10 protein-coding genes and 1 pseudogene are annotated in these 14292 nt (G+C 60.3%); all 11 read left to right on the top strand.

The window, feature by feature from the left end; genetic code table 11:
• The first annotated feature begins 18 nt into the window (after positions 1 to 18).
• The 11 genes and pseudogenes from M727_RS0127145 to M727_RS0127065 all read left to right on the top strand — a co-directional run bounded on the left by M727_RS0127145 (position 19) and on the right by M727_RS0127065 (position 14291).
• On the top strand, positions 19 to 228 hold the full coding sequence (locus M727_RS0127145; RefSeq protein ID WP_027155267.1) for a ferredoxin: 210 nt from the start codon (positions 19 to 21) through the stop codon (positions 226 to 228).
• 170 nt (positions 229 to 398) lie between these two features.
• Positions 399 to 1007 carry a nuclear transport factor 2 family protein gene (locus tag M727_RS37650; RefSeq protein ID WP_084646907.1) on the top strand — a complete coding sequence of 203 codons (609 nt, stop codon included), beginning with the start codon at positions 399 to 401 and terminating at the stop codon, positions 1005 to 1007.
• Between the two features lie 140 nt (positions 1008 to 1147).
• A pseudogene (locus M727_RS37645) lies at positions 1148 to 2719 on the top strand (SDR family oxidoreductase).
• A 231-nt stretch (positions 2720 to 2950) separates the two neighbouring features.
• A complete protein-coding gene (locus M727_RS37640; protein ID WP_051505763.1) occupies positions 2951 to 4033 on the top strand; it encodes an LLM class flavin-dependent oxidoreductase in 1083 nt (360 codons plus the stop codon).
• 2207 nt (positions 4034 to 6240) lie between these two features.
• The gene (gene nifH / locus M727_RS0127095; protein ID WP_027155260.1) at positions 6241 to 7134 is read left to right on the top strand and encodes a nitrogenase iron protein; all 894 of its coding nucleotides are present in this window, start codon (positions 6241 to 6243) and stop codon (positions 7132 to 7134) included.
• 93 nt (positions 7135 to 7227) lie between these two features.
• Positions 7228 to 8727: a nitrogenase molybdenum-iron protein alpha chain gene (gene nifD / locus M727_RS0127090; protein ID WP_027155259.1), complete on the top strand. Its 1500-nt coding sequence runs from the start codon at positions 7228 to 7230 to the stop codon at positions 8725 to 8727.
• Between the two features lie 122 nt (positions 8728 to 8849).
• Entirely contained in the window at positions 8850 to 10391 is a 1542-nt protein-coding gene (gene nifK / locus M727_RS0127085; protein WP_027155258.1) for a nitrogenase molybdenum-iron protein subunit beta, read from the top strand.
• 60 nt (positions 10392 to 10451) lie between these two features.
• Positions 10452 to 11939: a nitrogenase iron-molybdenum cofactor biosynthesis protein NifE gene (gene nifE / locus M727_RS0127080; RefSeq protein ID WP_027155257.1), complete on the top strand. Its 1488-nt coding sequence runs from the start codon at positions 10452 to 10454 to the stop codon at positions 11937 to 11939.
• A gap of 8 nt (positions 11940 to 11947) precedes the next feature.
• On the top strand, positions 11948 to 13330 hold the full coding sequence (gene nifN / locus M727_RS0127075) for a nitrogenase iron-molybdenum cofactor biosynthesis protein NifN (protein ID WP_027155256.1): 1383 nt from the start codon (positions 11948 to 11950) through the stop codon (positions 13328 to 13330).
• On the top strand, positions 13296 to 13796 hold the full coding sequence (nifX, locus tag M727_RS0127070) for a nitrogen fixation protein NifX (RefSeq protein ID WP_027155255.1): 501 nt from the start codon (positions 13296 to 13298) through the stop codon (positions 13794 to 13796). Before nifN ends, nifX begins: the two co-directional genes overlap by 35 nt.
• A gap of 15 nt (positions 13797 to 13811) precedes the next feature.
• Complete coding sequence (locus M727_RS0127065) at positions 13812 to 14291, top strand: NifX-associated nitrogen fixation protein (protein ID WP_027155254.1); 480 nt, start codon at positions 13812 to 13814, stop codon at positions 14289 to 14291.
• Position 14292 lies beyond the last annotated feature (1 nt).

Here is a 14292-nt window from a genome sequence, read left to right as displayed (position 1 = left end):
AAATATGGAGCTCGTGCCATGCGCATCATCGTCGACAAGGCCAAATGCCAGGGGCACGCGCGATGCTGGGCACAAGCATCGGACGTCTTCACGCTTGATGACGAGGGCTACATCCTGCCCGGTGACATCAAGGTGGCGCTGGGAGACGAACCGCTGGCGGCAAGGGGCGCGCGATCCTGCCCCGAACGTGCACTGGAAATCGATGGCACGGCCGCAGCCGATTGGTGACCGTCTTTGTCATCGGGCGTGTCGCGGGTTGGCCGCATCAGGCCGCGCCCAAGACACGCAAACAGCCAGGCGAGGGGCGGTCCACCGTGTCGGTCGAGCGCCGAACACTCGTTGTTGCGCAACTGAATGCGCCAAAACGCCTCTTCCAACCTAGAACTTGGGACAAAGCAATGGACCACGCAAAAGTTATCGAACTGCTCGACCGGGAGGCCATCCGCGATTGCCTTTATCGGTACTGCCGCGGAATAGACCGCGCCGACGAGGCGGCACTGCGCAGCGCGTACTGGCCCGATGCGCATGACAATCATGGTGCCTATTGCGGCCCGGCCGAGGGGTTCATCCAGTTTGCGCTGGATACCTTCAAGACCCGACCGCGCTACGTCCATCAGGTCACGAACATCCTGATCGATTTCATCAGCCCGGCTAAGGCCGCCGTCGAGAGCTATTTCACCGCGCTGCAACGCGGACCCGACAAGGCCGGCGAAATACGCCAGGAGCTTCTCTGCGGCCGCTATTGCGATGTGTTTCAGAAGCGGGAAGGGGCGTGGCGGATTGCCGAACGGACGGTGGTCTACGACTGGCAGGAGGAGCAGATCCCGCCGGCGGGATTCGAGCCAGAGCGGTTCGGGCCCCGGCAGCCGGTCGGAGCACCGCATCCAGTCGACCCGGTCTACGCGCTCGCCGCGCGCTGCGGCGGAGGCGAAAAACTAGGCCTGTGCTGCAATGTCCCATCCCCTCTTCCGGCGGAGGCCTGTCCGCTTGCCATGCTGCGGAGATAATGGGTGACCCAGAGCGGACCTGGCCCACTTGGGGCGGAAATGAACTGTCACCAGGACGTGCTTCTGTGCCGAAACCGATCCTTCCGTCACATGGCGTCGCAGGGCCGAGATCGGTGGGCGCTGATGGCAGCGAAGCTCTCATGAAGCCGCTGGCAGGACGCATCGTGATCATAACAGGCGCTGCAGGCGGGATCGGCCGTGTCCTGGCCGATACGCTTGCCGCGGATGGAGACGTCGTCGTTGCCGTAGACCTTCCCGGCAGGGGGGTGCTTGAACTGGCCCGCCATCTCGGCCGCCCGCATCTCGGCCTCGAGTACGATGTCTCGAAAGAAGACGACATCCTTGCGCTTTACCGCCGGGTCGAAGCACAGTTCGCGCGGATCAGCGTACTCGTCAACAACGCGGGTATTGGGCCCACCGTGGACGCGACTGTCGACACCACTATCGAGTCCTTCCGACGCACCCTGGCGGTAAACCTGATCGGGCCCTTCGTCATGGCCCGCGAAGCAGCGAGGCGGATGCAGCCGGGCGCTGTCATCGTCAACGTCGCCTCGATATCGGGCTTGGTCAGCAATCCCAAGCGCCATGTCTACGCTGCGTCGAAAGCTGGCCTGATCTCCTTCACGAAATCTTTGGCGTGCGAGTGGGCTTCGCGGGGCATTCGCGTGACGGCGGTAGCACCGGGCTATGTGCGCACTTCGATGACTGCGGCACTTGAACGTGACGGCAAAGCGGACCTGGCGGCGGTGCGCCGCCGCGTGCCGATGGGGCGCGTGGGGCGCCCCGACGAGGTCGCCCGGGCCGTACGATTTCTGGCCAGCCCGCAAGCGAGTTACATCACCGGTTCGGTGCTGACGGTTGATGGTGGTTGGATGTCCTTCAACCAGCCGGGCGATGCACATCCGCCGGTGGATGGGACGCCAGGAGCCGAACTCTCCCGTCCAGCCGAGCACACCGGCGCGGACCGTGCTTGTCACGGGCGGGGCAAAGGGCATAGGCGCGGCCGTCGTTCGTCACTTTGCCGCGAACGGGGACACCGTCGTGATTGCCGACAGAGATCGCACTGCCGCGACAGAACTCGCGCGATCGCTCGGCGGCGAGCATGTCGCGAAAACCGTGAACCTGAACGTCGAAAGCGACGTGGTGGCGCTGTTCGACGAATTGAGGGGGCGCTTCGGCCGCTTGGAGGTCCTCGTCAACAGTGCTGTTGTCGCCGACATGTCGGCGGTCGACCAAATGCTGCCGGCACAGACCGAACACGTTCTTGATGTGACTCCGGTGCCTTCACTTGCGCGCGTGAGGCGATCAAGATGATGCGCCCCGGAGGCATGATCCTTCATATTGCACCGTTCAACACCTCTCTGCCCTTGCCACCGCGCCATGCATATGCGGCATCCAAGGCGGGGTTGGAAATCCTGACCCGCTGCATGGCGGCCGAACTGGGTCCGGGCGGCATTCGGACGGCCACCGTCGCTCCTGGCTACATCCGCACGCCTGGCAGCAGCATCGACCCGAAAGCGATCAGCCGGCGCATTCCGATGGGCAGGATGGGAGAGCCGGAGGAGGTCGCGGACGCAGTGCTCTTCCTCGCTTCGCCAGACGCTTCATACGTCAACGGCTCAATCCTGTACGTGGACGGCGGCTTGACCTCGTTCGGTGATGCAGGATTCGCCAGCGAACGCGATCAGGAGGCAACCGAGGACTTGGAATGATTGTCGACTGAGCTGGCGGGCTGCGGCTGGTGCACGGAAGCGCGGCGCAAGGCGAGGCCGCATTAGCGCCAACCTTCCGGGCGCGGCTGCGATCGCCGAACCGGAAGCGGCTTGCCGCAATCGTGGTGGACTGAGCCACCACGAAGACAGCATCGACACCGCGGCCAACGCCGTCGACACACGTCTCAAGCATCCCCCGCTCAGCCAACCTCCGTGAAACAAGGAACCACCATGGAATTCGCGACATTCATCCTGGCCGCTCAACGCGGCTATCATCAATCGTCCAGCAGTGTGATCCGCAACTCCATCGAACAGGCGGTGGTTTCGGAGCAGGCTCAATTCAACACCGCCTGGTTCGCCGAGCACCACTTCAATAATTACAGCCTGATTCCGTCGCCCTTGATGATGGTGGCGCACTGCGCCGGCATGACGAACACCATTCGGCTCGGCACTGGCGTCTGCGTTCTCCCGCTCTATCAGCCACAGCGCCTGCTCTCCGAGATCGGCTTCGCCGACGTCGTTTCGAACGGCCGCCTCGAACTCGGAGTCGGCTCGGGGTACCAGCAGTTCGAGTTCGAGCGTTTCGGCGTCGATGTCGATGAGGCGCCGGCTGTATTTTCTGAATATTTGGCGATTCTACTCAAGGGCCTCAACCAGAAGATCTTCGAACACAATGGCCAGTATGAGAAGATACCGCCGACGGCGATCTCCGTACGCACCCTTCAGAAGCCGACCCCGCCGATCTGGATCGCCGCCGGATCCGCGCGCAGCATGGGCCGGGCGTATCGTGAGGGACACAATCTTTTTGTCACAGCATTCCACAACGGCTTGGAGACCATGCGCATGCTGCGCGAAAGCATCGAGAAGGCGGCGGCTTCCGAGGCTAAGAACGTCGCGCACTCGAGGATATCGCTGCTGCGCTGCTGCTATGCCAGCGACAACGCCGCGGAAATCAACAGCTATCTCGACAATGCCCGTTTCCAGCGCCGGCTATCTGAAGCACTGCATCAGCGCCGCCAGCAGAGCCAGGACGGCTACCTGCTGCAGGAAACACCTACGCAGCAGGATCTGTCCTTCGAGAATATGCGCGAGAACTTGCCGATCGGCAGCGTGAATCGCGTGATCGATCGCCTACTGGAAGAGATAAACATCCTGAAACCGGACCAGATCGCGATTCAGACCCAATTGGGAGATTTCGACCACAACACGATGCTGCGCCAGCTCGATCTCTGGGGGGACAAGATCATCCCGGCGGTCAACAAATCGCTTGGTCACACCGTGGTTTCAAATTCGCAGCGGCCTGGTTTGAATTAGACTGCATTGGCGTGGCGCTGTTCGCCATCGGAGATCGTCACCGGACGCTTGTCGATGCTGCCAGCATATCGCTTCAGGCCGCGGTTCGGTCGGGATCCTTTTCAAACAACGTCGCTCTTGGTTCGACAAAGCGCGCCCCCGCTTTCACGGCATTTGGAATCGCAAACCAGTTTCAACCTTCGGCGTAATGGCGCCGGTTCGTCAGGCTGTCGTCAGCAATGACCTCTATCGGGGCCCTAGTGATCTGCCTGCGAGTCAAAGCCAGCCGGGTGACTTTGATCCCGAATTGATTACGGGGTAGAAATGAAGAGGTCCTTCCTGCTGGCTGCCACCGCGATTGGCTTGCTCGCTGTGTTTATGACGGCGAAATCGTTTGCGTCCGAAGTCAACGACCGCTCGGCTCCGGCACCCACGGCACCCACGGCACCCACGGCACCCACGGCACCCACGGCACCCACGGCACCCACGGCACCCACGGCACCCACGGCACCCACGGCACCTACGGCACCCACGGCAATCACGGCACCAAGCGACGGCCGCCAAGATGCCACCCGCGATGCGACCAATTATCTTATGGCCGGCCAAAGACTCCTCTGCTTCCTACGGCTAGCGAAGTGCACCGATCCTCGGTTCTGAGCGGTGTTGGCTCTCTCCATAGGAATGAGACCTTGCCGTTGGCCATGCTGATGGCCGAGATCAGTCAGCATCTACGCCGATCTGCCTGGCCCGTGATGGCTGTTCCGTCAGGACGTCGTCAGCAGCGGTGCATAGGTTCATTACATCGACCCGCCCCCACCCTGCGGCTCAAAGCCCGCAGAGTGGCTTCGACTCTATCTGCCGTTCCCAAATTGACCAACGGAGACAGAAATGAAGAGGACCATTCTGCTGGTAGCGACCGTAATTGGCTTGCTGGGTCTGCTTGTGACAGCAAGATCGTTGGTGTCCGTGGCGGCTCCGGTAACGGCCACGGCACCAAGCGACGACCGCCAAGATGCCACCCCCGATTCAACCGATGATCCTGATTTAATACCCGACTACGAGTTCATCTGCTGGTTCTTACCGCGATGGATCTGCGGGAATTAAATCTGAGGGCGAGATCTTTTGCGTCCGATGTCAACGACCACTCGGCTCCGGCAGCCACGGCGCAAAGCGATGCCAACCCCGATGCGACCGATGGTCTTGGGGCCGGCGAAAGAGTCTTTTGCTTGCTAACGGTTAGGAAGTGCGCTGATCCTCACTTTTGAGTGTAGCGGCCTCAAATGCCACTCAGGGGAATTGGCGATAGTGGCGCGAAGGGTATCCGCCGAGATCAGTCAGCATCTACGCCGATCCGCCTGGCCGTGATGGCTGCTCCGTCAGGATGTCGTCAGCAGTGCATAGGTTCATTAAATCGACCCGCCCCCACCCTGCGGCTCAAAAGCCGCAGAGTGGCTTCGACTCGATCTGCCGCTCCCAAATTGATCAGTGGAGACAGAAATGAAGAGTGCCATTCTGCTGGTAGCGACCGCGATTGGCTTGCTGGATTTGTTTGTGACAGCGAAATCGTTTGTGTCTCTAATCGATCAATCGGCTCCGGTAACGGCCACGGCTCCAACCGACGATGATAGGCCATGACGCCACAACCGAAGCAGATGGTCATGCTGTAAAGGACAACTACGATTTCATCTGCCTGAACCCACCGCGATGCGCTTGCTGGGGTCATATCTGAGAGCGAAATCGTTTGCGTCCGAAGTCACGACCACTCGGCTCCAGCAACGGCCGTGGCAACGGGCGATGACAGCTTGGATGCCAGCGCCTTTGCAGCCGATGATCCTGCTGGTGGAGGCCGACGGCAGCACCCAGGTCGGACACGGGCTCTCTCGCGCCCGCCACTGGCGGTTTTGGTAGGCGGAAGTCTCTCACGATGGCTGTATGAACGGCGTCATCCACGTGGCCATGGTCAGGGTTTGTCGATTGCGGAGCTGTGGCTATGGGCCATCGTCGACATAACCAATCGACACCTCTGTAGGCTTTGTCGGATCCGCGACATGGGTATTTAACCAATCAGCCGTCTGCATGAGGCTAAGCAGCTGAAAAAAGTCAGTAATTTTTCTTTCAGGTCGGTCCAGGCAGGTTGGCACGAGTTTTGATCCTCTTGGGAGCGGCATGATCTGCCGACCGGTCATTCGCGTATTGGCCCAATAGATGGAACAAGGAAGGAAAGCTACATGTCGCGTTTGCGTCAGATCGCATTCTACGGAAAGGGGGGCATCGGGAAGTCTACTACCTCCCAAAACACGCTCGCTGCCCTGGTCGACCTCGGGCAGAGGATTCTCATCGTAGGCTGCGACCCTAAGGCCGACTCTACCCGTCTCATCCTTAACGCGAAGGCGCAAGACACCGTGCTCCACCTCGCCGCACAGGAAGGGTCCGTCGAAGATCTCGAACTCCAAGACGTGCTGAAGATCGGTTACAAGGACATCAAGTGTGTCGAATCCGGTGGACCCGAGCCGGGCGTCGGTTGCGCAGGCCGCGGTGTCATCACTTCCATCAATTTTCTTGAGGAGAACGGCGCCTACGAAGACGTGGACTACGTCTCGTACGACGTGCTTGGTGACGTTGTGTGCGGCGGCTTCGCAATGCCTATCCGCGAGAATAAGGCACAGGAAATTTACATCGTCATGTCCGGTGAGATGATGGCGCTCTATGCTGCCAACAACATCGCCAAGGGTATTTTGAAATATGCCCATTCGGGAGGCGTGCGTCTCGGCGGTCTGATCTGCAACGAGCGCCAGACCGACCGCGAACTCGATCTGGCCGAGGCTCTCTCTAAAAAGCTGAATTCCAAGCTCATCCACTTCGTGCCGCGCGACAACATCGTCCAGCACGCCGAACTGCGCAAGATGACGGTGATCCAATATGCGCCGGACTCCAAGCAGGCCGGGGAATACCGCGCGCTTGCCGAAAAAATCCATGCCAATGGCGGTCAAGGTACCGTCCCGACTCCGATCACCATGGAAGAGCTGGAAGACATGCTGCTCGACTTCGGCATCATGAAGACGGAGGAGCAGATGCTTGCGGAACTTGCCGCAAAGGAAGCCACACCTGCGGCCGCTCAATAGTCCCGCCCAGGGCGCCGGGCATTCCGGCGCCTTCACCGAACAGGCGTCTAAAAGACCAGGCGCCAGCCGAAGAACCTCAAAAAGGGCAGCTTTATGAGCCTTGACTCCCAAAATGACGGCGCCTTGCACACCAAGCTCATTGAGGAAGTGCTATCGCGATATCCAGACAAGACGGCAAAGCGGCGCAAGAAACACTTGGGCGTCGCTACCAGCAGCCAAGAGGTTGCCGGAGAGGCGGAGGCTCTCTCCGAATGCGACGTCAAATCGAACATCAAGTCCATTCCCGGTGTCATGACGATCCGGGGCTGTGCCTATGCCGGTTCCAAAGGCGTGGTGTGGGGACCGGTGAAGGACATGGTCCACATCTCGCATGGCCCCGTCGGGTGTGGCCAATATTCCTGGTCGCAGCGCCGCAACTACTATGTCGGCACGACGAGCATCGACAGTTTCGTCACGATGCAGTTCACTTCCGACTTTCAGGAAAAGGATATCGTCTTCGGCGGCGATAAGAAGCTGGAAAAGATCATCGACGAGATCGAAGAGCTTTTCCCGCTGAACAAGGGCATTAGCATCCAGTCGGAATGCCCGATCGGGTTGATCGGAGACGACATCGAGGCGGTCTCGCGCAAGAAGGCCAAGCAGCACGAAAAGACCATCGTGCCGGTGCGCTGCGAGGGATTCCGCGGGGTCTCGCAGTCGCTCGGCCATCACATTGCCAATGACGCAATTCGCGACTGGGTCTTTGAGAAGAAGGACGTTGAGTTCGAGCCAGGTCCTTACGATGTCAACGTCATCGGCGACTACAATATTGGCGGTGATGCCTGGGCGTCGCGTATCCTGCTCGAGGAGATGGGTCTGCGCGTGGTCGGCAACTGGTCAGGTGACGCTACGCTCGCCGAAATCGAGCGCGCGCCGAAAGCCAAGCTCAACCTCATCCATTGCTATCGATCGATGAACTATATCTGCCGACACATGGAAGAAAAATACGGCATCCCCTGGATGGAGTACAATTTCTTCGGACCCTCCCAGATCGAGTCCTCGATGCGCACCATCGCCAAGCATTTCGGGCCGGAGATCCAGGAGAAAACCGAGTACGTGATTGCCAAATACCGCCCGCTGGTGGATGCGGTCATCGACAAGTATTGGCCGCGCCTGGAGGGCAGGACGGTCATGCTCTACGTCGGTGGCCTGCGCCCGCGGCACGTGATCTCCGCCTACGAAGACCTCGGCATGGAGATCGTCGGCACAGGCTACGAATTCGGGCACAACGACGACTATCAGCGCACCGGTCATTACGTGCAAGAGGGCACGCTGATCTATGACGACGTGACCGGTTACGAACTGGAGAAGTTCATCGAGGGGATCCGTCCTGATCTCGTCGGCTCCGGCATCAAGGAAAAGTACCCGGTCCAGAAGATGGGAATACCATTCCGCCAAATGCACTCCTGGGACTATTCCGGTCCCTATCATGGGTATGACGGCTTCGCCATCTTCGCCCGCGACATGGACTTGGCCATCAACAACCCGGTCTGGGACCTCTACGACGCGCCCTGGAAGAACAAACCCGCGGCCGCGGCCATCGCAGCCGAATAAAAACCTTGCTTCGCATCGCCTGCTCGGCCTCGAGCACCTGCGGTCCTTGATCCGCAGGAGACCCGAACATCATGACGTCCCTGTGCCGCCGGATGGCGCCGCCAGATCAAAAGAGGTACTCCATGCCGCAGTCGGCCGAAAAAGTTCTCGATCACGCTCCTCTGTTCCGTGAGACGGAATACAGAAAGATGCTGGCCGCAAAGAAGCTGAATTTTGAATGTCCGCATCCGGACCAGACCGTCACCGACCAAAGCGAATTCACCAAAACCTGGGAATATCGGGACAAAAACCTCGCTCGCGAAGCGCTGGTCGTGAATCCCGCCAAGGCCTGCCAGCCACTTGGCGCGGTGTTCGCCGCCGCGGGTTTCGAACGCACGATGTCGTTCGTCCACGGCAGCCAGGGATGCGTGGCCTACTATCGTTCGCACCTGTCACGCCACTTCAAGGAGCCGGCGTCGGCGGTCTCGTCCTCCATGACCGAAGACGCAGCGGTGTTTGGCGGCCTGAAGAACATGATCGACGGGCTCGCCAACACCTACAAACTCTACGAGCCGAAGATGATCGCGGTCTCCACCACTTGCATGGCAGAGGTCATCGGCGACGATCTACACTCGTTCATCGAAAACGCCAGAAAGGAAGGCTCAGTCCCGCAGGACTTCGAAGTGCCTTACGCACACACCCCAGCCTTCGTCGGCAGCCATGTCGACGGCTATGATGTTATGGTCAAAGGTGTATTGGAAAACTTCTGGAAGGGGAAGCAACGCTCCGCAGTCGCCAACACGGTAAACATCATTCCCGGTTTCGACGGCTTCTGCGTCGGCAACAATCGCGAGCTTAAGCGTCTGCTGGACCTGATGGGTGTGTCCTATACGTTCATCCAGGACGCCTCCGACCAGTACGACACGCCGTCGGATGGCGAATTTCGCATGTATGACGGCGGCACCAAGATCGAGGACGTGAAAGCGGCACTCAACGCCGAGGCAACGCTGTCGCTGCAACACTACAACACCCGCAAGACGCTGGAATATTGCCAGGAGGTCGGGCAGACAACGGCCTCCTTCCACTATCCCGTCGGAGTCGAGGCCACCGACGAGCTCCTGATGAGGGTGTCGGAGATATCCGGCAAGGAAATCCCGGAGGCGATCCGCCTCGAACGTGGCCGCCTGGTTGATGCGATGGCCGACAGCCAGTCGTGGCTGCACGGGAAGAAATACGCCATCTATGGTGACCCGGACTTCGTCCACGCCATGGCCCGCTTCGTCATGGAGACAGGCGGCGAGCCGACCCACTGCTTGGCTACCAACGGCACCAGTGCCTGGGAAACTGAGATGAAGAGGCTGCTCGCAGCCTCCTCCTTTGGCAAGGACGCCCAGGTCTGGGCGGGCAAGGACCTATGGGCGATGCGCTCTCTGCTCTTTACAGAACCGGTGGACCTGCTGATCGGCAATTCTTACGGCAAGTATCTGGAGCGCGACACGGGCACGCCGCTGATCCGACTGATGTTCCCGATCTTCGACCGTCATCATCACCACCGTTTCCCGCTCATAGGCTATCAGGGTGGACTGCGCGTGCTGACGACGATCCTCGACCAGATCTTCGACAAGCTCGACCGAGAGACGATCGAGACGGGCGTGACGGACTATTCCTTCGACTTGACCCGCTAAAGCAGCGGCCAGCCACCGGGGCTGGCCGCTATTCCGGACGGACTTTTGGAGACCGGCGCAATGTTCTTGCCCAATGCCAAACTGCGGGATGCCTTCAGCGAGCCCGCTTGCGAGAAGAACCAGGGCAAGGATGCCAAAACGCGCAAAGTGGGCTGTTCCAAGCCGCTGACGCCGGGAGCTGCAGCCGGAGGCTGCGCCTTCGACGGTGCCAAGATTGCGTTGCAGCCCATCACCGACGTCGCGCATCTGATCCACGCGCCGCTCGCCTGCGAGGGCAACTCCTGGGACAATCGGGGCGCGACGTCATCCGGGTCGGCCTTGTGGCGCACAAGCTTCACGACCGATCTCACCGAACTCGACGTCGTAATGGGGCAGGGCGAGCGCAAGCTTTTCAAGGCCATTCGCGAGATCAGCCAAGCTTATGCGCCGGCGGCGATCTTCGTCTATTCAACCTGCGTGACCGGGCTGATCGGCGATGACATCGATGCCGTCTGCAAGCATGCGGCGGCAAAGTTCGGCTTGCCCGTGGTGCCGATCAATGCGCCGGGCTTCGTCGGCTCTAAAAATCTCGGCAACAAACTCGCCGGCGAGGCGTTGCTCGACCACGTCATCGGTACCGCAGAGCCCGATGATGCCGGCCCTTGCGATATCAACATCATCGGTGAGTTCAATCTCTCTGGGGAGTTCTGGCAGGTAAAGCCACTCCTTGATCGACTGGGCATCCGCGTGCGCGCCTGCATTCCGGGCGATGCACGCTACCTCGATATCGCCTGCGCGCACCGCGCCCGAGCAGCGATGATGGTCTGCTCAACCGCTCTCATCAATCTCGCCCGCAAGATGGAAGAGCGCTGGGACATCCCCTTCTTCGAGGGTTCCTTCTACGGCATCACCGCCACCTCGCAAGCACTTCGCAACATCGCTGATCTGCTCGTCAGGAAGGGGGCCGATCCGGCGCTCGTCGACCGCACCGAGGCGCTGATTGCACAGGAGGAGGCGCTTGCTTGGAAGAAGCTCGCCGCCTATCGCCCAAGGCTCGAAGGCAAGCGCGTGCTGCTCAATACCGGCGGTGTCAAGTCCTGGTCGCTCGTCGATGCGCTGATGGAGATCGGCATCGAGATCGTCGGGACCTCGGTCAAGAAATCGACCGTTGAAGACAAGGAGCGCATCAGACAGACGCTAAAGGAAGAGAACCAGATCTTCGAGTCCATGGCACCGCGCGAGCTTTACGCCATGCTCTCACAGCGCAAGGCCGACATCATGCTGTCGGGCGGGCGCACGCAATTCGTCGCGCTGAAGGCAAAGACACCCTGGCTCGACATCAACCAGGAGCGTCACCACCCCTATGCCGGTTACGACGGCATGGTTGAGCTCATACGCCAGATCGACCTCGCCATTCACAATCCAATCTGGCGCCAGGTGCGCGAGCCGGCACCGTGGGATAGCCATACTGCCCTGTGGGATGAACTGACGAGCATAACAAGCGCCGGCACGACCGACAGCGCGCGTGGGAAATTCCCGGGGAACTCCAAGGCCGCGGGCCAGGGTTGAGCAAACCGATGGCCAGCATTATTCCCCAGACAAAATCGGCCGCGGTCAATCCGCTGAAGTCGTCACAGCCGCTGGGTGCCGCGTTCGCCTTCCTCGGAGTGGATGGTGCGGTTCCGCTTTTCCACGGCAGCCAAGGCTGCACCAGCTTCGCTTTGGTGCTCTTCGTGCGGCATTTCAAGGAAGCGGTCCCCTTGCAAACAACGGCAATGGACGAATTGGCGACGATCCTCGGCGGGGCGGACCATCTCGAAGAGGCGATCCTTAACCTCAAGACCCGCACCAAGCCAAAGCTGATCGGGGTCTGCACCACGGCACTGGTAGAAACCCGTGGCGAAGATTTCGCAGGCGACATTGCCAAAATCAAGCTCGACCACGCGGAAGAACTCGCCGGTACGGAGGTCATGCTGGCCAACACGCCGGATTTCGACGGCGCGATCGAAGAGGGCTGGGCCAAGGCTGTCACCGCGATGATCGAAGGCATTACACGGCCCGGCGAGCAGGTGCGGCAGTCCAAGAAGATCGCGATCCTGCCCGGCTGGAACCTCACCGTGGCCGACCTCGAGCACTTGCGCGAGACGGTGGAAAGCTTCGGCCTCGAGCCGGTGATGCTGCCGGACGTCTCCGGCTCGCTCGATGGTACGGTACCGGACCGCTGGATTCCCACCACCTATGGCGGCACCGGCGTCGAGGACATTCGCGAGCTTGGCACAGCGGCCCATTGCATCGCCATTGGCGAGCACATGCGCTGCTCGGCGGACGCGCTTCAGCGGCTGACAGGAGTGCCTTATATGCTGTTCCACTCCCTAACCGGATTGAAGGCCGCCGATCGGCTTGTCTCGCTCCTTTCGTTGATTTCGGGCGCCGCGGTGCCGGCCAAGATACGCCGTCGTCGGGCTCAATTGCAGGATGCCTTGCTCGACGGACATTTCCATTTCGGCGGCAAGAAAATTGCGATCGCTGCCGAACCAGACCAGCTCTACCAACTGGCGACCTTTTTCGCCGGTATGGGCGCCGAAATCGCGGCGGCGGTGACCACGGCCGATAGGTCAAAGATTCTCGAGAAAATTCCAGCGGAATCGGTCCAGGTCGGCGATCTCGGAGATCTGGAAACCCTTGCTGCTGGCACTAACCTTCTTGTCACCCATTCCCACGGGCGCCAGGCGGCAGAGCGCCTCGGCATTCCGCTCATGCGCGTCGGCTTCCCCATCTTCGATCGTCTCGGCAGCCAGCACAAGCCCACAATCCTCTATCAGGGGACGCGCGACCTGATCTTCGAGGTCGCCAACATCTTCCAGGCTAACCAGCATGCGCCGAGCCCTGAGACCCTTGATCCATTCCGAAACCGAGAAATCCCAGATGACCTCGCTTCGTCGCCTCTCGCTCGTCACTGACGAGGTCCACGCCTTGCCGCCGGAAAGGCAAGCCGGGGCATTACGCGTGGCGATCGCCACGCAAGACCTGAAAGAGCTTAACGCCCATTTCGGATCGGCCAAACGCTTTGCCGTCTACGACGTGACGCCCGCCGAGTGGAATTTCGTGGAAGCAGTGGCGTTCGATGACGTTTCCGACGAAAGCGGAACGCATCGAACCGAGGGCGATGACCGCATCGGCCCAAAAGTGTTGGCGTTGAAAGGCTGCCATCTATTGTTTTGTCTGGCGATCGGCGGGCCCGCCGCAGCCAGGCTCGTTGCAGCAAAAATCCATCCGATCAAAGTGCAGCACCCCGAACCTATCGCTAGCGTCCTGTCGCGAACCCAGGAGATGCTCAGGAAGGCTCCTCCGCCGTGGCTGCGCAAGGTGTTAGCGGACGCGGGCGTTCCCCGAAAGAAACCGTCCTTCAAGGATGACGAAGATTGAACGAGGAGATGCGCAATGGCTGATGCGGCGGTCATCGCTGATGTCAAAGAGGTCGAGGCGGCGCTTGCCACGCCTTTCGTCAAGTGCCTCGTGCGGCTGGTTCGCGCACAGGACTCTTACGGCTCATGGGAAGGCAAACCGGACCCGGAGCTGCTGGCCGACTTCATTGTCACCAAGGAAAAGCGTCGTGAAATGCCAATCATCGGCGATCCTGATCCAGACGTGCTGTGGAGACTGGATATTTACTACGCCGCTGTCGGGCTCGCGATCGAGGAGCGCTCCGGCCTGATGGCATCGCCCATGATGAAAATTAGCCACGAGGGCTTTGGGCGCGTGCTTCTCACGGCCGGGCGATTGGTGGTTTTGTCGAAGACGCTGCGCGACGTCCACCGGTTCGGCTTCGAGACGTTTCGGAAGCTTGCTGAGGCCGGTACGAAACTGGTCGATGATGCAATCTCGGCTATCGAAATCTATCCCGACGCGGCCCGCGCGTGAT

This window comes from Mesorhizobium sp. WSM2561, assembly GCF_000513915.1.
GTDB lineage: Bacteria > Pseudomonadota > Alphaproteobacteria > Rhizobiales > Rhizobiaceae > Mesorhizobium > Mesorhizobium muleiense.
The sequence above is the reverse complement of the archived record's forward strand: the minus strand, read 5'-3'. Positions and strand labels throughout refer to the sequence as shown.

Coding starts and splice junctions, on each gene's coding strand:
- M727_RS0127065 (WP_027155254.1), top strand. CDS start 13,812: ATGGCTGATGCGGCGGTCATCGCTGATGTCAAAGAGGTCGAGGCGGCG.
- M727_RS0127145 (WP_027155267.1), top strand. CDS start 19: ATGCGCATCATCGTCGACAAGGCCAAATGCCAGGGGCACGCGCGATGC.
- nifH (WP_027155260.1), top strand. CDS start 6,241: ATGTCGCGTTTGCGTCAGATCGCATTCTACGGAAAGGGGGGCATCGGG.
- nifN (WP_027155256.1), top strand. CDS start 11,948: ATGGCCAGCATTATTCCCCAGACAAAATCGGCCGCGGTCAATCCGCTG.
- M727_RS37650 (WP_084646907.1), top strand. CDS start 399: ATGGACCACGCAAAAGTTATCGAACTGCTCGACCGGGAGGCCATCCGC.
- nifK (WP_027155258.1), top strand. CDS start 8,850: ATGCCGCAGTCGGCCGAAAAAGTTCTCGATCACGCTCCTCTGTTCCGT.
- M727_RS37640 (WP_051505763.1), top strand. CDS start 2,951: ATGGAATTCGCGACATTCATCCTGGCCGCTCAACGCGGCTATCATCAA.
- nifE (WP_027155257.1), top strand. CDS start 10,452: ATGTTCTTGCCCAATGCCAAACTGCGGGATGCCTTCAGCGAGCCCGCT.
- nifX (WP_027155255.1), top strand. CDS start 13,296: ATGACCTCGCTTCGTCGCCTCTCGCTCGTCACTGACGAGGTCCACGCC.
- nifD (WP_027155259.1), top strand. CDS start 7,228: ATGAGCCTTGACTCCCAAAATGACGGCGCCTTGCACACCAAGCTCATT.